A 19938-nucleotide genomic window follows, 5' to 3' on the forward strand; every position below is an offset into this window, starting at 1 on the left:
CGCCCGGTCCTGTGCGACCGGGCGGGCCGACTGCTGTGCGGGAGCCGGGTTCAGGACGGCAGGCGCAGCGCGGTGCCCGGCTGGATGAGGTCCGGGTCGTCGCCGATGGCGGCGCGGTTGAGCGCGTAGAGGGCCGGCCAGCCGCCGGGCACGCGCAGGGTCTCGGCGATGTCGCCCAGGGTGTCGCCCTCGCGGACCGTCCACCCGCCGTCGCCGGCCTCGGCGCCGGCGCCGTCAGCGGCGGGTGCGGGCGCGGGTGCGGGTGCGGGCGGCGGGGGAAGGGCGGCGCCGCGCTCGCGGTCGTGGCCGCGGGTGGCGCGGGCGCCGCAGGCGGGCCAGGGGGAGAGGCCGCGCCGCCCGGCGAGGTGCTGGGCCACCGCGATCTGCTCCTCGCGGCTGGCGAGGTCGGCGCGCGGGGCGTAGGCGAGGCCGCCGTTGTCGCGCCAGGTGGGGGTGTCGAACTGGAGGCCGCCGAAGTAGCCGTTGCCGCTGTTGACGTGCCAGTTGCCGCTGCTCTCGCAGGCCGCCACGCTCTCCCAGTCGTACCTCCCTCCGTCGTACCCCCGGCCGGGGTCGGTGCCCGGGCCGCGGCCCGGGGGAGCGGCCTGGGCCGCGGGAGCGGTGAGGGCCACGGCGAGCACGCACAGGGCGGCGGGGACGAGGCGGCGAAGACGAACGGTGGGAGGCATCGGCGGCTCTCAGCTTCGGGAACAGGGCGCGCACCGCCCGGAGGCGGCGCACACCCACCGACGCACGCCGGGTGGGGCGCGTCGCCGCCGACACGTCCGGCAGGTCACCCGCTCGGCCGCCCCGGACCACCCCGTCGGCCCGCGGCCATCCGGCCCCGCCCGCCGTCCCGGAACCGTAAGGACCCGTGCCGCCGCGTGGACCCTAGAGTGGCCGGGACGCCTCCCCGAGGAAGGGTACGAACGATGACGATCGATCAGGGAACCGGTGCTCCGCGCGCCGAACTGGGCGTGATCGGCGGCTCAGGGCTCTACGCGCTGCTCGACGACGTGACCGAACTGCGCGTCGACACGCCGTACGGGCCGCCCAGCGACGCGCTGTTCCTGGGCGAGGTGGCCGGCCGCCGGGTCGCCTTCCTCCCCCGGCACGGGCGCGGCCACGGCCTGCCGCCGCACCGGATCGACTACCGGGCCAACCTGTGGGCGCTGCACTCCCTGGGCGTGCGCCAGGTGCTCGCACCGTGCGCCGTCGGCGGGCTGCGCCCGGAGTACGGGCCAGGCACGCTGCTGGTGCCCGACCAGTTCGTCGACCGCACCTCCGGCCGGGTGCAGACCTACTACGACGGCCTGCCGCTGCCCGGCGGGGCGGTGCCCGAGGTGGTGCACGTCTCGATGGCCGACCCGTACTGCCCGGACGGGCGGCGCGCCGCCCTGGACGCCGCCCGGGACGCGGCCTGGGAGCCGGTGGACGGCGGCACCCTGGTGGTGATCGAGGGCCCGCGCTTCTCCACCCGCGCCGAGTCCCGCTGGTTCACCGCGAACGGCTGGTCGGTGGTCGGCATGACCGGCCACCCGGAGGCCGTCCTCGCCCGCGAACTCGGCCTCTGCTACACCTCGTTGGCGCTGGTCACCGACCTCGACGCGGGCGTGGAGAGCGGCGAGGGCGTCACCCATGCCGAGGTGCTGGAGGTCTTCGCCGGAAACGTCGACCGGCTGCGCACGGTGCTGTTCAAGGCGCTGGAGAGCCTGCCCGTCGCCCGGGACTGCGTCTGCTCGCACGCCCTGGACGGGCTCACGACGGGTCTGCCGGGCGTCTGACCCGCGGGCGCCGCCGCCACCACCGGACGAGTGCGAACAGCAGCACCGGCCCGGCGGTGGCGGCCAGCACCAGCAGCCAGTTGCGCAGGTACGGCAGCGGCAGGAGGGAGGAGTTGCCGTGGTTCTCGCCGTCCCGCAGCACCGCCGGCAGCCCGATCGCGCTCACCGCCGCCGCGACGACCAGCCAGCCGCGCAACGCCCAGTCGCGCGCCAGTCGCGCGCCGACCAGGCAGAGCAGCGGCACCCACAGCCCGTCGTGCAGCAGCACCCCGCCCACCGCCCAGACCAGCACGTCGAGCGGGGCGGTGATGTAGGAGTCGGTGAGCAGGCCCGACAGGCCGAAGCCGATCAGGGCGAGGCCGCCGAGCAGCAGTACCGAGCGCAGCCACCGGGGCATCAGATCACCTCCAGGCGCGCGACCCACTTGGTCTGCAGCACCCCCGGCCGGTTGGGCGCGATGATCCGCGCCGGGAAGCCGTGGTCCGCCGTCAGCACCTCGCCGTTGATCCGCAGGGCGAGCAGGGTGAGCGGGTCGACGGCGTACTCGGCGGGCATCCGCATCTCGCGGTACGGGCCGTCCGCCTCCAGCGAGGTGATCAGCAGACCCGAGCCGGCCGGGGCCCCCGCCCGGACCAGCAGATCGGCCACCCGCACCCCGGTCCAGCGCGCCGAGAAGCTCCACCCCTCCACGCAGGAGATCGGCAAGTGCACGTCGTACTGGGGGAGTTGGTTCAGCTCGGCGAGGGAGAGCCGGTACGGCTGCGGGCCGTCCACCCGGAGCCGCCAGTCGGCCGGCACGGTGACCGTCCCGGCCTGCGCGGCGGTCCGGTTGACCGGCAGCTCCTGCGGGCCCAGGTCGGGGCGGCGCGGGGCCAGCAGGACCAGCCGGCGCAGGAAGGGGACGGTCTGCCCGGCCGTGGTGAGCGTGACCACACCGGCCGCGGCCGTCACGGCGGCGAGGAACGCCCGCCGCTGCGGCAGCCCGGCCGCCGGGCGGCGCCAGTGCCGTCCGATCACCGGGCCCTTGGCCGCGAGGTGGACGAACAGGCCGCCGGTGGCCAGCCAGGCCAGCCAGAAGTGCGTCTGGCGGAACGGGAACGGCCACGGATACCACTGCAGGGTGTCGAACAGCCCGGTGAACAGCTCCAGCAGCATCGCCGCGACCAGCACGAAGATCCCCAGCCGTTCCAGCGCGTGCGCCGCGCCGCGCACCGGCGGCCATGCGAACAGCTGAGGGTAGACCGTCCACAGCTTCGCCCCCAGCAACGGGACGGCCGCCAGGCCGCTGATCACGTGCAGCCCCTGGGTCACCCGGTAGCCGTTCACCGGGCGGCTCAACAGATACGGCGTCAGCCAGCCGGGCGGGTCCTGGAGGGCGTGGCTGACCAGCCCGGTCAGGAAGCACACCAGCAGCGCGGAGCCCAGCCAGCGGCCGAGCACCACGGCGGTGCGCGGCTCGTGCAGCGCCGAGCGGAATCGCGGAAGGAGGTTCGGAGTCACCCGTCCATGGAACCGCCGGGCCCCGGTTTCGCGGCGGTACGACGTGCTTACGGAATCCGAACGGCGCCACGCCGCTGCGGTCGCGCGCCGCCGCCCGGTGGCAGGGTGGGCGGGTGCCCACCCGCCTCCCGCCCACCCGCCTCCCGCTCACCCGCCTCCGGCCCGCCCGCGCACTGCCCTGCCTGCTCGCGCTGGCCGCCCTGACCGCCGCGCTCGCCCTCACCGTCACCGGCGGCGGCACGCTCGGCCACCGCGCACCGCTGTACGCCTGGTACGCCGTCGACGCCGCCCTGTACGCGCTCGCCCTGCTGGCGCTGCGCCGGGTGGGCGGCCGTCAGATCGTGCCCCTGGTCCTGGCCGGGAGCGTCGCCGTCGCCGCCGTCGGCCTGCTCGCCCCGCCGCGCACCAGCGACGACGCCTACCGCTACGTCTGGGACGGCCGCGTCCAGGCCGCCGGCACCTCCCCGTACGCGCACACCCCGGACGACCCGGCGCTGGCCCGGCTGCGCACCCCCGACCTGTGGCCGGCCGGCGGCGCCTGCGACGGCTGGGACGAGCGGCGCACCGCCGCCGGTGACTGCACCCGCATCAACCGGCCCGCCGTGCACACCATCTACCCGCCGGTCGCGGAGGCCTGGTTCCTCGCCCTGCACCCCTTCGGGGGAGGGGTGCGCGGGATGCAGGCCGCCGGCGCCCTGCTCGCGGTGGCGACCACGGGGGCGCTGCTCGTGATCGGACGGGGCAGCCGGCGGGCCGCGCTGTGGGGGTGGTGCCCCGGCGTGGCCGTGTGGTCGGTCAACGACGCGCACGTGGACACCCTCGGGGCGCTGCTGCTGGTCGTGGGCCTCGGGTACGCGGCCCGGCGGAAGGCGACGCGGGCCGGCGCGCTGCTCGGCGCGGCCGTGGCGGTCAAGCTGATCCCCGCACTGGCCCTGCCGGGCGCACTGGCCCGCCGACGCCCGCGCGAGAGCGCCCTGCTCCTGGGCGCCTCGCTCGGCGCGTTCGCCCTGGCCTACCTGCCCTACCTCGCCGCCTCCGGCACCGGCGTGCTCGGCTACCTGCCCGGCTACCTGAAGGAGGAGGGGTACGAGCAGGGGCACCTCGACCGCTTCGGCCTGCTCGCCCTCCTCCTGCCGGACACCCTGCTGCCGTGGGCCGCCGGGGCGGTCCTGGCCGCCATCGCCCTGTGGGTGCTCCGGCACGGCGACCCCGCCCGCCCCTGGGACGGCGCCCTGTTCGTCACCGGCACGGCCCTGCTCCTCGCCGCGCCCGCCTACCCCTGGTACGGCCTGCTGGTGGTGGCCCTGGTCGGCCTCACCGGCCGCTGGGAGTGGCTCGCCGTCCCCGCCGCCGGGCAGTACCTCTATCTGACGGGCGGGGTCGAGGCCCAACAGGCCGCCTACGGCGCCGCGTTGGTGTGCGTCGCGGTCGGCGCCCGGCGGCGCGGGAGAACGGCCGCCGTCCTCAGCGGGGCTCCAGGCCCTGGAGCATCTCCGGCAGGTCCCGGCTGTGCAGCACCCCGAGGGACTTCGTCGCCCGGGTGAGGGCGACGTAGAGGTCGTTCACGCCGTGGACGTGCGCCGCGAGGATCTCTGCGGGCTCCACGACCAGGACGGCGTCGAACTCAAGACCCTTGGACTGGGCGGCCGTCAGCAGGACGGCCGGCGAATCCAGCGACGCCGGACCGTCGTTGACGCAGATTCCCGCCAACCCGGCGATCCCGCCGAGCAGTTCGGCCGGGGCGTCCGGGGCGTGGATGACCGCCAGCCGGCCGCCGTCCAGCGCCGCGAGCTCCCGCTCGACGGCGCCGCGCAGCGCCGCCGCCCGGTCGTCCGCGGGGATCCGCAGGCTCCACGGGCGGGTTCCGCCGCTGCGCACCGCGGTGGGGGCGGCGAGCGAGGGGTCGAGCGCCCGCAGGACGCCCTCGGTGACCTGCATGATCTCGGCCGGGGTGCGGTAGTTGATGGTGAGTTCCACCGTGCGCCAGCGCCCTGCCGTGTACGTGTCGAGGGCCTGGCCCCAGGAGCTCAGCCCGGCCGGCGCGCCGGTCTGCGCCAGGTCGCCGACGATCGTCATGGAACGGCCGGGGCAGCGGCGGGCCAGCATCCGCCAGGCCATCGGGGACAGCTCCTGGGCCTCGTCCACGATCACGTGCCCGTAGCCCCAGGTCCGGTCCTCGGCCGCGCGCTCGGCCAGCGGCCGGAGCGACTCCTCACCGCGGTACTGGCGGGCCAGCATCTTCGCGTCCATCTCGACCAGCCCCACGCCGAAGTCGTCGAGGACGATCTTGGCGAACTCCAGCTCCGCCGCCTCGGCGGCGGCCTCGGCCCGGCGGGCGACGGCGGCGCCCGGAAGCGGGCCGAGCAGTTCGGCGGCCTCGTCGAGCAGCGGTACGTCGTCGGTGGTCCAGGTGGTCCAGGTGGTCCGGGCGGTCGCAGCGGTCGAGGCGGCCTCGGCGGCGGACTCCCGTTCCGGGCCGGGCAGTTCGCGCAGCAGCGCGGCGCGTTCGGCCTCGGTGAAGTCCGGCATCGCGCTCGCCAGCAGCTCCGGGGAGCCGAACAGGCTCGTGAGCACCTGCTCCGGGTTCAGCAGCGGCCACAGCTTCTGGGCCACGGCCTGGAACTCGGGCTCGTCGACGAGCGCGTCGGCGAGGTCCGCCACGGCGTCCAGGTCCATCTCCCCGCCCTGGTCCCGGGCGATCCGCAGGGCCAGCTCCGAGGAGAGCCGCTCCACCAGGTCGGCCCGGGCCGCGTTGTGCGGCCTGCCGCTCCGGTGCGCGGCGGCGTGGGCCCGCTCGCAGAGCGCCCGGCCGATCCGGAGCTGGAGGTTGTAGGGCGAGGTCCGGCCCACGGTGATGGTCCACGACTCCTCGGGCAACTGCCGCAGGCCCTCCAGCGCGGCGGCGAGGACCTGCGCCATCCGGGCGTCGCCCTTGACGGCGGCCGCCTCGGGCGTCTCGGTGCCGGTCCCCGTCACCCCCGGGTAGAGCGTGCCGATGCTGCTCAGCACGACCTCGCTCTCGCCGAGCGCGGGAAGCACCTCGTCGATGTAGCGCAGGAACGTCGTGTTCGGCCCGATGACCAGCACGCCGTGCTTGGCCAGCCGGTCGCGGTGGGTGTAGAGCAGGTACGCGGCGCGGTGCAGGGCGACGACGGTCTTGCCGGTGCCCGGGCCGCCCTGCACGACCAGGACGCCGCCGAGCGCGTCGCGGATGACGCGGTCCTGCTCGGCCTGGATGGTGGAGACGATGTCGCCCATCCGCCCCGTCCGGGCCGCCGTCAGCGAGGCGAGCAGGGCGCCCTCCCCGCTGAGCTCGGCGTTGCCGCGGCCCGCGTGGGCGCCCACGCCGAAGGCGTCGTCGTCGAAGTCGACGACGGTCCGGCCCTTGGTCCGCAGGTGCCGTCGCGCCACCACACCGCCCGGTGCGGCGGGCGTCGCCCGGTAGAACGGCTCCGCGGCCGCCGCCCGCCAGTCGGTGAGCAGCGGCTCGTGGTCGTCGTCCGACAGGGCGATCCGGCCGATGTACTGCCGCTCGCCGTCGGCGTCGTCGATGCGGCCGAAGCACAGTCCGTACTCGGCGGCGTGCAGCGCCGCCAGCCGCCGGGTGTGGTGGATCTCCATGGTGTCGCGCTCCAGGAGGGCCTGGATCGTCCCGCCCTTGTCCTGGAGGTGGACCTCGCGCAGCCGGGCGGCCGCGAGCGCGCGCTGGGCTTCGAGGCGCTCGTACAGCCTGCCGACGTACGCGTTCTCCGCCCGCAGTTCGCCGGTCCGCCAGTCGTCGGCGGGTGAATTCGGTTCGGGTGAGGAGGATTCGGGCGAGAAGGATTCGGATGAGGAGGACGAGGAGGACGAGATGGGGGACAAACCTGGCTCCAGGTGTTCTGAGCTCTTCGATTCCTCGGGCGGTCGGCCGGGAAATCGGGGGTGGCGGCGGGGGGAATTATCCGGCACGCCTCAGCGGCCGGCCGCGTCGAGCAGCAGTTGTGCGGCCAGCGCCGCGCCGTCGGTGCGGATCATGGTGGCCACGGCGGTCGCCCACACCCGGGTCTCGGGGGCGAGGGCCGTCCTGAGCGCGGCCGACAGGGACTCGGTGGTCGGGGTCGGCCCGTCGAGTGCGACGCCGATGCCCAGCCGGGCCACCCGGCCGGCCCAGTACGGCTGGTCCGCGGTCTGCGGGACGACGACCTGGGGCGCGCCGGCCCGGGTGGCCGTCGTCGTGGTGCCCGCCCCGCCGTGGTGCACGACGGCGGCCACCCGGCCGAACAGCGCCTGCTGGTTGACCTCGCCGACGACGAAGCAGTCGTCCCGGTCGTCGATCGGGGCCAGGGCGTGTCCGGGGCCGGCCCAGCCGCGGGCCACGACCGCGCGGCGGCCCTGCGCGCGGACCGCCTCGACGGCCACCTGGGCGGCGTCCTGGGAGGCGAGCGTCGGCATGCTGCCGAAGCCCACGTACACCGGCGGTGCGCCGTCGGCCAGGAAGGCCTCCAACCCGGCCGGCAGCGGGCGCCGGTCCGGCAGGATCCACGCGCCGGTCTGCACGACGTCCAGGTCGGCGGGCTCCTGCCACGGGTCCAGGACCGGGTCGGTCGCCAGCCACGGCCGGTCGCCGATGACGTAGTCGCGGACGTCGTCCACCGGCGGCAGGCCGATCGACGCCCGGTTGGTGTTGAGCGCCGCGCCGAACAGCGCGTTGACGCTCTCGGCGTCCAGGCCCCACAGCACCCGGTTGTCGGTCACCTCCGGCGGGAACGGCCGGCCCGGGTACGCCAGCGGCGGGCGGCCCGGCGAGGGCAGGGTGAGCTGCTGGAAGGTCACCGACACGGAGCGGATGCCCAGCTTCTCGGCCACCGACAGCGCGCCCGCCGCAGCCGGCAGCATGCCGGTGGCCACCAGCACGTCGCAGCCCTCGGCCGCCGCCGTGACCGCCTCCAGCTGCCCGGCGATCACCGCGGCCGCGCGCTCCGGCAGGGACGACGGCGGCGGCGCCGCCACCGTCAGCGCCCGCGCCGACGGGCCGACCGGCACCAGCGGCACGTCGATGTGGGCCAACCGCTGCGCGAAGTCCTCGTCCGGCGGCGCACACACCCGCACCTGCGCGCCGGACTCCCGCAGCCGCGCCGCGAGCCCCACCAGCGGTTCGACATCCCCGCGGGACCCGTACGTCGACAACAGCACACGCATTTTCGCGACCCCAAATTTCCGCGGATTCCGGTTCAGGTCGACGATTGTGCGGCACGACCAGGGCCTTGCCGCAAGGCCCCCCGTACGCTATAATTTGGAAGTGGCCGGGAGTGGTTTTTCCTCCCGTGCCTTTTTTCTCGCCCGCTGCGGGCGGACTTCTTTTCTACTGGTGAGACGGTGTGTGCGGCACGTGCCGCATGTGCTGCGTGTGCGGAGTGTTCGGCGCGCGATGCGCTCTTCGCCCGGAATGACGACGCGACGACGCCGGCGGGGCCCGACCGGAGTTCCGGTCGGGCCCCGCCGGGTGTGGGTCAGGCCTTGATGGTGAGCCAGGCGCCGAGGCCGTTGCAGCCGCGGGCGTCGTAGCTGGTGCTGCGGTAGCCGGCCGGGATCGGCGAGTAGGGGCAGGTCCAGATGCCGTTGCGGACCAGTTCGTGGAACCAGGCGCCGACGCCGCTGCACCCCTGGGGGTTGTAGTTGGTCAGGACGTAGCCGGAGACGATCGGCGAGCCGGAGCAGGTCCACAGGCGGTTCTGGGCGGGTGCCTGGAACCAGGCGCCGTGGTTGTTGCAGCCGCTGGAGTTGAACATGGTGATGACGTAGCCGTCCGGGACGGGCGTTCCGGGGCAGGTCCAGCCGCCCACCGAGGCGGTTGCCGCGGGGGTGGCCGGGGCGGCGGCGGTGGCGGTTCCGGCCGCCGTGCCGGTGAGGGCGGCGGCGAGGAGGGCGACGACGGCCGCCGCTCTTCCCGCGTGGGTCCACAGTCGACGGAGGATTCTGGTCACGGCGCACCGGTCCGATCGGTAGCCCCGGTGGCCGCGGCCGGCCGGGGAGGGGGGAACAGCGGGGATGCGTGGCACCGTAGTGGCGTGGCCGGAGCCGGGGGAATACGGGGTTCGAAAGATCGTCGAACTTGACTGGAAAACGATCTCCCACCGCTCGGACACTCGACCGCTCGGCCGTGGAGCCTGCGGGCGGAGATGACGAAAGGCTGACGGACCGGTGCCGGGCCTCGCGCCGGCCGGCCTCGGGCTGGTGCAATCGGGGGCGTGGACAGAACAGGCGAAGAGGGCAGGGGCACCCCGGTGGGGCGGCGGGTGGTGCTCGGACTGCTCGGGCTCGGGGCCGTCGGGGTGGCGGCGGGGCCGTACCTGCAACGGGCCGAGTCGGGGTTGGCCGAGCGGGACCCGAGCGGGCTGAGCGGGCTGCTGCCGGGCAACAACGGATTCCGGTACTACTCGGTGGTGTCGTCCGTCCCGGAGCGGGGCGTGGCGGACTACACGCTCAGCGTCGACGGGATGGTCGAGCGGCCCGCGACGTTCCGCCTGCCGGACCTGCGGGCGATGCCGCAGCGGCGGCTCGTGCGGGACGTGCAGTGCGTGACCGGGTGGCGGGTGCCGGACACCCCGTTCGAGGGTGTGCCGCTCGCGCACCTGCTGGACGCCGCGGGCGTGCGGTCGGGGGCCGGGGCCGTCCGGTTCAGCTGCTTCGACGGCGCGTACACCGAGAGCCTGACGCTGGCGCAGGCCCGACGGGACGACGTACTGGTCGCGCTGCGGATGCAGGACGGCCCGATCTCCCACACCCACGGCGGCCCGGTGCGGTTGTACGTCGCGCCGATGTACTTCTACAAGTCCGCCAAGTGGCTCTCCGGGATCACCGTGACCGGCTCGGTGGAGCCGGGCTACTGGGAGCGCGACGGGTACGACGTCGACGCCTGGGTCGGCCGGTCGAACGGACGTGACGATGCGCCCACCGGCTGAACTCCTGCTGCGCTTCACCCGGGCCGAGCGCTGGGTGCACCGGACGACCGCCGCGCTGACCGGCGTCTGCCTGGCCACGGCGGCCTGCCTCTACTTCGCTCCGCTCGCCGAACTGGTCGGCAACCGGCGGCTGGTGGTGACGGTGCACGTGTGGTGCGGCCTCGCGCTGCCGGTGCCGCTGCTGCTCGGGCTCGCCTCGCGGGCGCTGCGCGCGGACGCCGCCCGGCTGAGCCGCTTCACCCCGGCGGACTGGGACTGGCTGCGCGCCGTCCGGCGCCGCGCCCCGCACCGGCCGGCGGGCAAGTTCAACGCCGGGCAGAAGCTCTACGCGCAGTGGACGCTCGGCTCGATGCTGGTGATCGTCGGCACCGGGCTGCTGATGTGGCTGCCCCGCCTCGCCCCGCCCTCCTGGCGGACCGGGGCGACCTTCGTCCACGACTGGCTGGCCGCCGCCATCGCCGTGGTGGTGGTCGGACACGTCCGGATGGCCTGGCGGGATCCGCAGGCGCGGCTCGGGATGCGGACCGGGCTGGTGGAGCGCCGGTGGGCCGAGCGCGAGCACCCGCAGTGGCGGCCGGTGGGCCGGGAGTAGGCGGCCGGTCGGACGTCTTGTCGTGGCCCGGGGCGTGTGGCAGGCTCGGCCGGGACGCCTCGAAGGGTGCCGCCGGGGCACCCCTGACCGTGGGGCCAAGAGGCGGTTGGGCGACAGCCGCACGCGTGGTGCACGACCGGCATCCTGCAAGGCTCCTTGGACCCCGGCGCCAATCTCCTCCTCGCCGCCCTGTCGATCGCGGGCGGCCCTCCGGCTCCGCGGGTAGCCGACGTCCAGGTTAGGCATGCCTTGCTTTAGCTCTGACCAGCACTCTAAGGTAACTCCTCAGAGGACCTGAGAGCCTGAGGACTTGGAAGTGACCGTGACAGAACTCCATGAACTGACCCTGGCCGGGGCCCGGCCGACCGCCGCCGAGGACACCTCGCAGCTGCCGCCGCTGCTCCGAGTGCCGATCGCGGTGAAGGGCACCTGGCCGGCGGCCGGACTCCCGTTCACCGGGGGATCGGCCGTCTTCGCCGACCGGATCGCACCCGCCGGCGCCGTCGTGGTCGGCGCCCAGCCGGAGCAGGCCCGGCCGTGGCTCCACCACACCCCGCAGCAGGTGCTCGACCGGGACGCCGCACACCGGGACGCCGCACACCGGGGCCTCGCGTTCCAGGGCCTCGCGTTCCGGGTCGAGGGAGGAACCACGTGAAGCGCGGCCAGCTGGCCTTCCTGACCGGCACCCACGTCGTCAACGACCTCTACCAGGGCGCCGTCCCGGCACTGCTGCCCTTCCTGATGTCCGAGCGGCACTACAGCTACACCGCCGTCTCGGGGATCGCGCTGGCCGCCACCGGCCTGTCCAGCGTGGTCCAGCCGCTCTTCGGCCTGCTCGTCGACCGCCGCCACCGCGGCTGGCTCGTCCCGGCCGGCTTCCTGACCGCCGCCGGGGGCCTCGGCTGCGCCGGACTCGCCGACAGCTACCTGCTCACCTGGCTCTGCGTGGCCCTCGCCGGGATCGGCGTCGCCGCCTACCACCCGCCCGCCACCAACCAGGCCAGAGCGGCGGGCGGCCAGTCCCAGCAGGCGATGAGCCTGTTCTCCGTCGGCGGCACACTCGGTGCCTCGCTGGCGCCGGCCCTGGTGACGCTCGTGGTCGGCTCGCTCGGCCTGGCCGGCAGCTGGCTGCTCGCCGTCCCCGCGGTGGTGATGGGCGCACTGTGGGCGGCCCAGGGCCCGTGGCTGCGCCGCCGGGGCCACACCCCCGCGCCGCCGCTGGTGACGGGCGGCGCGGCCGGGAGCGGACAGCGCGACGACTGGCGGGCCTTCGGCCGGCTGGTGGTCGCCACGGTCTGCTGGTCGGTGCCCTACGTCACGGTGACCTCGATGCTCGCCCTGCACCTCCAGCGCGACCTGAACACCTCGACGGGCGCGGGGGCGGTGGCCCTCACCTCCCTCACCCTGGCCGGTGCGGCGGGAACCCTGCTCGGCGGGCGGCTGGGCGACCGGTACGGGCGGCTCCTCCCGATCCGGCTGGGCTACCTGCTGGCCGCCCCCGCCCTGGCCGGCGTGGCCTTCGCCCCCACCTTCGCGGTGGCCGAACTCGCCACCGTCGCCTTCGGGTTGGCGATGTTCCTGCCGTTCGCCGCCCAGGTGACCCTGGCCCAGGACTACCTGCCCAACCGGCCCGGCACCGCCAGCGGACTGACCCTGGGCCTGGCGATGTCGGTGGGCGGGCTGGCCGCCCCGCTGCTCGGCCGGATCGCCGACGCGTACGGGCTGCGCACCGTACTGGGATCGGTGCTCGGGGTGCTGCTGGTCGCCCTGGCCTGCGGACTGCGGCTGCGTGACCGGGTGCTGCCGACGGACGAGTCCGCCCCGCCGCCGGGCCTGGAGTCGGCGTCGGCGTCGGAGCCGGCGTCGGTGGGCGCGGCGGCGGAACGGGCAGGTGGGCGGGCCCGCTGAGGGGCTGCGGGGCCCGTCCTGATGGCAGCCGGACCGGGTACCGTCGTTGCCGAGGATCCGCCGACACGTCAGGACGGTGGGGCCGCGTCCGTCAAGGGCAACGGCCTTGTGCGCCTCAGCGCTTGTGCAGGGCGAGGAAGCGGCGGCCGTGCGAGGTCCAGCGCTCCGCCTCGACCAGTCCGGCGGCGGCGTGGGCCCGCCGTAGGGCGGCGGCCGTGCCGAGCCGGGCCCAGGGGAAGGCCGGCCCGAGCCGGCCGTCCGGACCCTCGACCTGGACGGTGACCTGCTCGTCCAACTCCACGGGCTCCACCTCGACCAGCAGCAGACCGTCCGGCGCGATGAGTTCGGCGCCCCGGTGGAGCAGGGCGTCCGGGTCGCCGCCGATGCCGAGGTTGCCGTCGGCGAGGAGCGCGGCGCCCCAGCGGCCCTCGGCGGGAAGCCGGTCGAAGACCGAGCGGCAGAGCGCCGGGCCACCCAGTCCGACCGTGCGGGCGACGGCCGCCCTGGTCACGTCGACGCCGAGGGCCGGGACGCCGAGCGCGAGCAGCGCGGCGACCAGCCGCCCGGGCCCGCAGCCGAGGTCGAGGACGGGCGCGGCCCGGCGGGCGCAGCGCCGGAGCAGGCTGTGGTCGGCGCCGGCCGCCGGGGCGCACCAGCGTTCGATGTCCAGCCGGAGGCGGTGGCCGTCCTCCCGGCGCAGCCAGAGCGGGCCGCGCCCGGTGCGGACGGCTTCGGCGAACGGGTCGTCCACCCAGGCGGTGGCGGTCGTCAACTCGCCACCTCCGGCTTCAGGTCGACCGTTCCCAGCTGGGCGGCGAAACGGCTGTCCGGGGCCTCGGCGGCGACGCGGCGGGCGTCCTCGGCGGTGTCCACGTCGGTGAGCAGCGGAAGGTGACGAATCGTCAAGTCGGCTTCGGCGAGGCGTTCCAGGAGTGCCGCGCCGGTCCTCGGGGTGGACATCGGCACTCCGTGCAGCAGGCGCGCGGCCAGTTCGGCGGTCGGCCGGGCCAGGCCCAGCGCCCAGAAGCCGCCGTCGGCCGCCGGGCCGTACCAGGCGTCCGTGCCCGCCCGCCGTGCGGCCGACAGCGGCTCGGCCAGCGCGGCGGCGCTCAGCTGCGGGGTGTCCATCCCGACCAGCAGCGCCGGGGCGTGCGGGGCCACCCGGGCCGCGTGCGCGAAGGCGGCGGCCAGCCGTTCGTCCAGCCCGCCGCCGGTCTGCGCGACGACCTCCCAGTCGGGCGGCAGCCAGTCGCCCGGTTCGCCGTCCAGGACGAGCACGCGCCGCCCGGCCGGCATCGTGCCCAGGGTGTGCAGGGTGTCGGCGAGGGCGGCCGAGGCCAGGGCGGCGGCCTGTTCGGGGGTGTACGGCGGGGTGAGCCGGGTCTTCACCCGGCCGGGGGCGGGCGACTTGGCGATCACCAGCAGGGTCGGCGGGGGCGCGGCCAGCACGGCCCGCATGTCGCGGACGGCCTGGCGGGTGCCGCGCAGGGTGCCGGTGACCTTGGAGCGGCCCGCGCGCGGCAGGTAGTCGACGGGGGTCTCGGTGATCCGCAGCCCGGCGGCCGAGGCGGCGAGCACCATCTCCAGCGGGTAGCCGGACCGGCGGTCGCCGAGCCCCAGGGCCAGCAGCTGTTCCCGGCGGGCGGCCCGCATCGGGCCGAGGTCGTGCAGCGGCGCGCCGGTGCGGGCGCGCAGCCGTCGGGCCAGGACGGTGTTGGCCAGGCGGGCGTGCAGCGGCCACGCCCCGGCCGTGGCCGGGCGGCGGCGGCCCAGCACCAGGTCGGCGGAGCCGGCCAGCACCGGACCGGCGACCAGGGGGAGCTGGGCGGGATCGAGGGAGCCGTCGCAGTCCAGGAAGCAGACCAGGTCGGCGGTGGCGGCGCGCAGCCCGGCGTGGCAGGCGGCGCCGAACCCGCGCCGGGGCTCCTCGACCACCGTCGCGCCGAGCGAGCGGGCGAGGTCGGCGGAGCCGTCCCGGGAGCCGTTGTCGACGACGACGGCCCGCCAGCCGTCCGGGATCCGCCCCAGCACCCAGGGCAGCGCGGCGGCCTCGTCGAGGCAGGGCAGCACGACGTCGACGGGGGAGACGGGGGAGGTGGGTGAGGTCACCCGGCCACGCTAAGTGCGGGACGGCGCGGTGCGGCGGCGGCGCAGCCTTACGGAAGTCGGACGCCCCGGCGGCTGACCCGTCCGGCGGATCGGGCCGGGCCGCATCGGGCTGGTCCGGCTGGGCTGGGCTGGGCTCGGCTGGTCCGGGTCGGGCGAGGTGCGGGCGGCGGATCTTACGGAACGCGAACGCGGGCCCGCTTCCGCCCGCGCCCGCCGCCGAGGCCTCCTATCCTCGGCGAGGTGAACGACACCTCGCACATCCTGGTGATCGACGACGACCCGACCGTGGCCGAGGTCGTCGCCGGCTACCTCACCCGCGCCGGGCACCACGTGGACCGGGCCGCCGACGGTGCGCTGGGCCTGGACCTCGCCGAGCGCACCCGCCCCGACCTGCTGGTGCTGGACCTCATGCTGCCCGGCCTCGACGGGCTGGAGGTGCTGCGCCGGCTGCGGGCCTCCGCCGGGGGCGCCGCGCTGCCGGTGGTGCTGCTCACCGCCAAGGGCGACGAGGCGGACCGCATCCTCGGCCTGGAGCTGGGCGCGGACGACTACGTCACCAAGCCGTTCAGCCCGCGCGAACTGGTGCTGCGGGTGCAGTCGGTGCTGCGCCGCGCCCGGGCGGGGAGCGGGGCCGCCGAGGGGACGGGCGGCGGGCCGGCCGGCGGGCCGGGCGACGGGGTGCTGCGCTCGGGGGACGTCACGCTCGACCCGAAGGCCCGCCGTGCCCACCGGGGTGCGCGGGAACTCGCCCTCACCCTGCGGGAGTTCGACCTGCTGGCGTTCCTGCTCCGGCACCCCGGCACGGTGTTCTCCCGGCAGAGCCTGATGCGGCGGGTGTGGGGCTGGGACTTCGGCGACCTCTCCACCGTCACCGTCCACGTCCGGCGGCTGCGCGAGAAGATCGAGGACGACCCGGCCGCGCCCGCCCTGATCAGCACCGTCTGGGGCGTCGGCTACCGCTACGACCCGGCGTCCCACGGCCCGGCTCCCCACGGCCCGGCTCACGACATGCCGCACCACCCGCAGGGCGGTGCGGCGTGAAGGACCTGCTGCTGATCGCCCTGTTCGCCGCCCTCGGCGCGGGCGGGGCCGGCCTGCTCGGCTGGGCGGCGATCCGGCTGCTGCGCCGCCGCTCCGTCGCCCTGTCCCTGTTCTGCGTGGCGGTGGTGACCGTCCTCGCGGTGACCTCCGGGACGTTCGCGGTGGCGCAGGCGATGTTCCTGTCCACCCACGACCTCGGCGTGGTCATCACGGTGCTCGGCATGGCCGCCGTCGTCTCGCTGCTCACCGCCGCGCTGCTCGGCCGTCAGGTGGTGGCCGGCAGCCGGGCGCTGACCGAGGCCGTCCGGACGGTCGGCAGCGATGCCGGGTTCACCGCGCCCGCGCACCCGCTCGGCGCGGAACTCGCCGCGCTGAGCGAGGAGTTGGCCGCCACCAGTGCCCGGCTGGCGGAGTCCCGGGCGCGCGAGCAGGCCTTGGAGCACTCCCGCCGGGAGCTGGTCGCGTGGATCTCGCACGACCTGCGCACCCCGCTGGCCGGCCTGCGGGCGATGGCCGAGGCGCTGGAGGACGGCGTCGCCGAGGACCCCGACCGCTACCTGGTGCGGATCGGCACCGAGGTCGAACGGCTCACCGGCATGGTGGACGACCTGTTCGAGCTCTCCCGGATCCAGGCGGGCGCGCTCGCCCTCTCGCTCACCCGGGTCTCGGTGTACGACCTGGTGGACGACGCGCTCGCCGGGGCGTACCCGCTGGCCCGGCGGCGCGGCGTCCGGCTGGAGGGGCGGCAGGTGGCCGACGAGCCGGCGGCGGCCGAGCCGGTCGAGGTGGACAGCGGGGAGATCACCCGGGTGCTCGGAAACCTGCTGGTCAACGCGATCCGCTCGACCCCCGCGGACGGCGTGGTGGCCGTCGCCGCCCGGCGGGAGGCCGACGAGGTGGTGCTGTCGGTGACCGACGGCTGCGGCGGCATCCCGGAACAGGACCTGCCCCGGGTGTTCGAGACGGGCTGGCGCGGCGGCTCCGCCCGCACGCCCCGCCGCGACGACGGCCGGGCCGCCGGCGAGCCCGGCGAGAGCGGTGCCGGGCTCGGGCTCGCCATCGTGCGCGGCATCGTCGAGGCGCACGCCGGGCGCGCGGAGGTGCGCAACGTCGCCGGGGGCTGCTGCTTCGAGATCGCCCTGCCCGCGCCGCGCGCCCGGCGGGAATGACGAGGCAGGTCCCGGGGTCCGCCCTTCGGACGCGCGGCGCGCTCGGCCCGCTCGGCCTACTTGGCCCGCTCGGCCTACTTGGCCCGCTCGGCCACGGCCTCGCGCAGCCGCTTCTTGTCCGGCTTGCCGACCGACGTCAGCGGGATCTCGTCCACGAGGTGCAGGGCCTCCGGCGCGTAGATCCGCCCCTTGCGGGCCGTGACGAACGCCTGGACGTCCGCCAACTCGGGCTGCTGCCCCGGAGCGGGAACGACGGCGACGTGGACGTGCTCCGCCTCCTGCGCGTCGCGGACGCCGAAGACCGCGCAGCGGGCGATCGCCGGGTGGGTGAGCAGGAGGTCCTCCACCTCGGACGGGTAGACGTGCCCGCCGACCACGATGATCAGGTCCTTGACCCGGTCGGCCAGGTAGAGGTTGCCGTCCGCGTCGAAGTAGCCGACGTCGCCGGTGTTCAGCCAGCCGTCGCGCAGCACCTCGGCGGTCAGGTCGGGCCGCTTCCAGTACCCGGCCATGAGCCCGGCCGATCGGACGTGGACCTCGCCCTGCTCCCCCGTGGGCAGCTCGGTGCCGTCGGCGGACCGGATCACCACCTCGACGCCCGGGAGGGGGCGGCCGACCGAGACCTGGCCGCCCTGCGCGATCCGGTCGTGCCCCTCCGGGGTGAGGAAGGAGATCAGCTGCGCCTCGGACATCCCGTAGACGCCCACCAGGACCGGCCCGAACACCTTGAGCGCCTCGCGGATCCGGGTGGGCGAGGCGGCGCAGCCCCCGTACGTGATCTGCCGCAGGCTGGACAGGTCGGTGCGGCCGATCGTCGGGTGGTCGAGCAGCTGGTAGAGCAGCGGCGGCAGCACCCAGAGGCTGGTGATGCGTTCGCGCTCGACGGCGGCCAGTACCTCGCTGGGGTCGAAGGTGCGCTGGAGGACCACCGTGCCGCCGTGGTGGAGCGTCAGGTCGGAGAAGATCCCGGCGAGGTGGGCGAGCGAGGTGGCGGCGAGGAAGCGGGGCGCCTCGTCGGCCGTGCCGGCGGAGCCGAACGAGGTGTCGAAGACGCCGCGGTAGGGGCCGTGCAGGCTGAGGATGCCCTTCGGGACCCCGGTGGTGCCGCCGGTGTGGCGGATGCCGAGGTCGTCGTCCGGGCCGATCCGGACGGCGGGCGGCTCGGCGGGGCGGTGTGCGGAGGCGGCGATCACGTCCTCGCCGATCGCGTCCGGTCCGGGGCCGAGGCGGAGGACCGTCGGCACGTCGATCAGGGGCAGCAACTCGGCGGCCTCCGCGTACCGTTCGGCGTCCACGAGGAGGACGGCGGTGTCGACGCTCGCCGCGATCTCGGCCAGGACGGGGGTGCTCATGCCGTCGTACAGGGTGACCACCCGCGCACCTGCGAGGCCCGCGGCGTAGCGGGCGCCGAGCGCCTCGGCGGTGTTGCCGGTGAGCAGGGTGACGGTGTCCCCGCGGGTGACGCCCCGGGCGATGAGCTCGTGGGCGAGGCGGTAGGTGGCGGTGGCGAAGTCGCCGGCGGTGATCTCGACGCCGTCGGCGGTGACGATGGCCCGCCGCTCCGGATCGGCGGAGAGGGACCGGAGGATCAGGGCGGGTGCGCTGACGAATTCCTGGTCGTTCATGGCCACTTCTTCCTTGTAGTTTGCAACCATGTTGCAAGGCTAGCCCCATCCTCCGCTCTTCACCGGTGAGTTCCGGCCGATATCGGACGGGCCGTCAGGTGTGGCGCCGGGCCGCGGTGCCGCCGCGAACTCGGCCATCCCGGCGGGGAACGGCACCTGCGGGCGCCAGCCGAGTTCGGCGCGCAGCCGGGAGGAGTCGGCGGTGATGTGCCGGACGTCGCCCAGGCGGTACTCGCCGGTCACCAGCGGTGCCGGGCCGCCGTACGCCGCCGCCAGCGCCCCGGCCATCTCGCCGATCGTGCGGACCTCGCCGCTGCCCACGTTGTAGGCGCGGGAGCTGCCCGGCGCGCGGGCGGCAAGGGCCTCCAGCGCGGTGAGGTTGGCCGCGGCGACGTCCTCGACGTGGACGAAGTCCCGGCGCTGGCCGCCGTCCTCGAACACCCGGGGGGCCTCGCCCCGGGCCAGCGCCGAGCGGAACAGCGAGGCGACCCCCGCGTACGGGGTGTCGCGCGGCATGCCCGGGCCGTACACGTTGTGGTACCGGAGCGTCAGGACGGCGCCCTGGCAGGCCCGGGCCCAGACGGAGGCCAGGTGCTCCTGGGCGAGCTTGGTGGCCGCGTACACGCTGCGCGGGTCGGCCGGGGCGTCCTCGGCGACCAGGCCGGGGCTCAGGGCGCGGCCGCAGGCCGGGCAGGGCGGCTCGAAGCGCCCGGCCTCCAGGTCGGCCGGGCGGCGCGGGCCCGGGGCGACGTCGCCGTGCGCGGGGCAGCGGTAGCGGCCCTCCCCGTACACCACCATCGAGCCGGCCAGGACGAGCCGGCGGACACCGGCGCGGGCCATCGCGGCGAGCAGGACGGCCGTGCCGAGGTCGTTGCAGCCCGCGTAGGCGGGGGCGTCGTCGAGGTCCAGCCCGAGGCCGACCATCGCCGCCTGGTGGCAGACCGCGTCCACCCCGGCCAGCGCCCGCTGCACGGCGGCGGCGTCCCGGACGTCCCCCTGCTCGAAGGCCACGCCCCCGGGCAGTTCGGGGGCCCGCCCCGAGCGGTGGACGGCGGGCAGCAGCGCGTCCAGCACCCGCACCCCGTGCCCGGCCGCGACCAGCGCGCGGACCACCGCCGACCCGATGAACCCGGCTCCGCCGGTGACCAGAATCTCCATGCCGCCGACGCTAGCCGCGCGGTGCGGCGGATCGGGCGTGGACGGACCGGCCGTCAGGGATCGGTAATCCTCCCGGCGTAACCGGCGTAACCGGCGTAACCGGCGTAA

18 protein-coding genes and 1 pseudogene are annotated in these 19938 nt (G+C 75.8%); 8 read left to right on the forward strand and 11 right to left on the reverse strand.

The genetic code is table 11. From position 1 onward, the window contains the following. Positions 1-50: 50 nt before the first annotated feature. Complete coding sequence (locus AB0O19_RS07485; protein ID WP_363618435.1) at positions 51-689, reverse strand: transglycosylase family protein; 639 nt, start codon at positions 687-689, stop codon at positions 51-53. A 243-nt stretch (positions 690-932) separates the two neighbouring features. On the opposite strand from AB0O19_RS07485, the gene AB0O19_RS07490 reads away from it, so the two are divergent. After that, entirely contained in the window at positions 933-1784 is an 852-nt protein-coding gene (locus AB0O19_RS07490; RefSeq protein ID WP_363618437.1) for an S-methyl-5'-thioadenosine phosphorylase, read from the forward strand. On the opposite strand, the gene AB0O19_RS07495 is transcribed toward AB0O19_RS07490, so the two are convergent. Continuing rightward, complete coding sequence (locus AB0O19_RS07495) at positions 1759-2181, reverse strand: hypothetical protein (protein ID WP_363618439.1); 423 nt, start codon at positions 2179-2181, stop codon at positions 1759-1761. The genes AB0O19_RS07490 and AB0O19_RS07495 overlap by 26 nt on opposite strands. After that, entirely contained in the window at positions 2181-3284 is a 1104-nt protein-coding gene (locus tag AB0O19_RS07500) for a molybdopterin-dependent oxidoreductase (protein WP_363618441.1), read from the reverse strand. The genes AB0O19_RS07495 and AB0O19_RS07500 overlap by 1 nt, the downstream gene beginning before the upstream one ends. 113 nt (positions 3285-3397) lie before the next feature. Between AB0O19_RS07500 and AB0O19_RS07505 the strand changes: the two genes are divergently transcribed. Beyond that, positions 3398-4828, forward strand: coding sequence for a glycosyltransferase 87 family protein (locus AB0O19_RS07505; RefSeq protein ID WP_363618443.1), 1431 nt, complete (start codon positions 3398-3400; stop codon positions 4826-4828). On the opposite strand, the gene AB0O19_RS07510 is transcribed toward AB0O19_RS07505, so the two are convergent. From AB0O19_RS07510 to AB0O19_RS07520, 3 genes are all read right to left on the reverse strand, one after another. Then, positions 4749-7148, reverse strand: coding sequence for an ATP-binding domain-containing protein (locus AB0O19_RS07510; protein WP_363618445.1), 2400 nt, complete (start codon positions 7146-7148; stop codon positions 4749-4751). The two genes, AB0O19_RS07505 and AB0O19_RS07510, sit on opposite strands and share 80 nt — an antisense overlap. Positions 7149-7238: 90 nt before the next feature. Next, entirely contained in the window at positions 7239-8465 is a 1227-nt protein-coding gene (locus tag AB0O19_RS07515) for a glycosyltransferase (protein ID WP_363618447.1), read from the reverse strand. A 311-nt stretch (positions 8466-8776) separates the two neighbouring features. Then, complete coding sequence (locus AB0O19_RS07520) at positions 8777-9250, reverse strand: hypothetical protein (protein WP_363618449.1); 474 nt, start codon at positions 9248-9250, stop codon at positions 8777-8779. Positions 9251-9514: 264 nt separating this feature from the next. On the opposite strand from AB0O19_RS07520, the gene AB0O19_RS07525 reads away from it, so the two are divergent. The 4 genes from AB0O19_RS07525 to AB0O19_RS07540 all read left to right on the forward strand — a co-directional run bounded on the left by AB0O19_RS07525 (position 9515) and on the right by AB0O19_RS07540 (position 12728). Continuing rightward, on the forward strand, positions 9515-10228 hold the full coding sequence (locus AB0O19_RS07525; RefSeq protein WP_363618451.1) for a molybdopterin-dependent oxidoreductase: 714 nt from the start codon (positions 9515-9517) through the stop codon (positions 10226-10228). Then, positions 10212-10820, forward strand: coding sequence for a cytochrome b/b6 domain-containing protein (locus tag AB0O19_RS07530; protein WP_363618453.1), 609 nt, complete (start codon positions 10212-10214; stop codon positions 10818-10820). Before AB0O19_RS07525 ends, AB0O19_RS07530 begins: the two co-directional genes overlap by 17 nt. Positions 10821-11142: 322 nt before the next feature. Further along, the gene (locus AB0O19_RS07535) at positions 11143-11475 is read left to right on the forward strand and encodes a hypothetical protein (protein WP_363618455.1); all 333 of its coding nucleotides are present in this window, start codon (positions 11143-11145) and stop codon (positions 11473-11475) included. Then, positions 11472-12728 (forward strand): MFS transporter, encoded by a 1257-nt coding sequence (locus AB0O19_RS07540; RefSeq protein ID WP_363618457.1) that lies wholly within the window; start codon positions 11472-11474, stop codon positions 12726-12728. The genes AB0O19_RS07535 and AB0O19_RS07540 overlap by 4 nt, the downstream gene beginning before the upstream one ends. Before the next feature lie 115 nt (positions 12729-12843). On the opposite strand, the gene AB0O19_RS07545 is transcribed toward AB0O19_RS07540, so the two are convergent. The 3 genes and pseudogenes from AB0O19_RS07545 to AB0O19_RS07555 form a co-directional block, all read right to left on the reverse strand. Further along, on the reverse strand, positions 12844-13500 hold the full coding sequence (locus AB0O19_RS07545; protein WP_363579898.1) for a class I SAM-dependent methyltransferase: 657 nt from the start codon (positions 13498-13500) through the stop codon (positions 12844-12846). After that, on the reverse strand, positions 13497-14186 hold the full coding sequence (locus tag AB0O19_RS07550) for a DUF2064 domain-containing protein (protein ID WP_363618507.1): 690 nt from the start codon (positions 14184-14186) through the stop codon (positions 13497-13499). Before AB0O19_RS07550 ends, AB0O19_RS07545 begins: the two co-directional genes overlap by 4 nt. Then, a pseudogene (locus tag AB0O19_RS07555) lies at positions 14160-14837 on the reverse strand (glycosyltransferase family 2 protein); the annotation flags it as partial. The gene AB0O19_RS07550 and the pseudogene AB0O19_RS07555, both read right to left, overlap by 27 nt. 240 nt (positions 14838-15077) lie before the next feature. Between AB0O19_RS07555 and AB0O19_RS07560 the strand changes: the two are divergent. Together AB0O19_RS07560 and AB0O19_RS07565 are read left to right on the forward strand one after the other, a co-directional pair. After that, positions 15078-15878 (forward strand): response regulator transcription factor, encoded by an 801-nt coding sequence (locus tag AB0O19_RS07560; RefSeq protein WP_363618460.1) that lies wholly within the window; start codon positions 15078-15080, stop codon positions 15876-15878. Then, a complete protein-coding gene (locus tag AB0O19_RS07565; RefSeq protein ID WP_363618462.1) occupies positions 15875-17047 on the forward strand; it encodes a HAMP domain-containing sensor histidine kinase in 1173 nt (390 codons plus the stop codon). The genes AB0O19_RS07560 and AB0O19_RS07565 overlap by 4 nt, the downstream gene beginning before the upstream one ends. Before the next feature lie 74 nt (positions 17048-17121). Here AB0O19_RS07565 and AB0O19_RS07570 read toward each other — a convergent pair whose 3' ends face one another. Further along, positions 17122-18672 carry an AMP-binding protein gene (locus tag AB0O19_RS07570; protein WP_363618464.1) on the reverse strand — a complete coding sequence of 517 codons (1551 nt, stop codon included), beginning with the start codon at positions 18670-18672 and terminating at the stop codon, positions 17122-17124. A 39-nt stretch (positions 18673-18711) separates the two neighbouring features. Then, positions 18712-19830 carry an NAD-dependent epimerase/dehydratase family protein gene (locus tag AB0O19_RS07575; protein WP_363618466.1) on the reverse strand — a complete coding sequence of 373 codons (1119 nt, stop codon included), beginning with the start codon at positions 19828-19830 and terminating at the stop codon, positions 18712-18714. Between the last annotated feature and the right edge of the window lie 108 nt (positions 19831-19938).

The sequence above is a fragment of the Kitasatospora sp. NPDC091276 genome (assembly GCF_040684355.1).
Lineage (GTDB): Bacteria > Actinomycetota > Actinomycetes > Streptomycetales > Streptomycetaceae > Kitasatospora.

Excerpts from the sequence above, each read along its gene's own strand:
- AB0O19_RS07495 (WP_363618439.1), bottom strand. The coding sequence starts at position 2,181 with ATGCCCCGGTGGCTGCGCTCGGTACTGCTGCTCGGCGGCCTCGCCCTG.
- AB0O19_RS07530 (WP_363618453.1), top strand. The coding sequence starts at position 10,212 with ATGCGCCCACCGGCTGAACTCCTGCTGCGCTTCACCCGGGCCGAGCGC.
- AB0O19_RS07570 (WP_363618464.1), bottom strand. The coding sequence starts at position 18,672 with ATGAACGACCAGGAATTCGTCAGCGCACCCGCCCTGATCCTCCGGTCC.
- AB0O19_RS07515 (WP_363618447.1), bottom strand. The coding sequence starts at position 8,465 with ATGCGTGTGCTGTTGTCGACGTACGGGTCCCGCGGGGATGTCGAACCG.
- AB0O19_RS07575 (WP_363618466.1), bottom strand. The coding sequence starts at position 19,830 with ATGGAGATTCTGGTCACCGGCGGAGCCGGGTTCATCGGGTCGGCGGTG.
- AB0O19_RS07485 (WP_363618435.1), bottom strand. The coding sequence starts at position 689 with ATGCCTCCCACCGTTCGTCTTCGCCGCCTCGTCCCCGCCGCCCTGTGC.
- AB0O19_RS07490 (WP_363618437.1), top strand. The coding sequence starts at position 933 with ATGACGATCGATCAGGGAACCGGTGCTCCGCGCGCCGAACTGGGCGTG.
- AB0O19_RS07550 (WP_363618507.1), bottom strand. The coding sequence starts at position 14,186 with ATGCGGGCCGTGCTGGCCGCGCCCCCGCCGACCCTGCTGGTGATCGCC.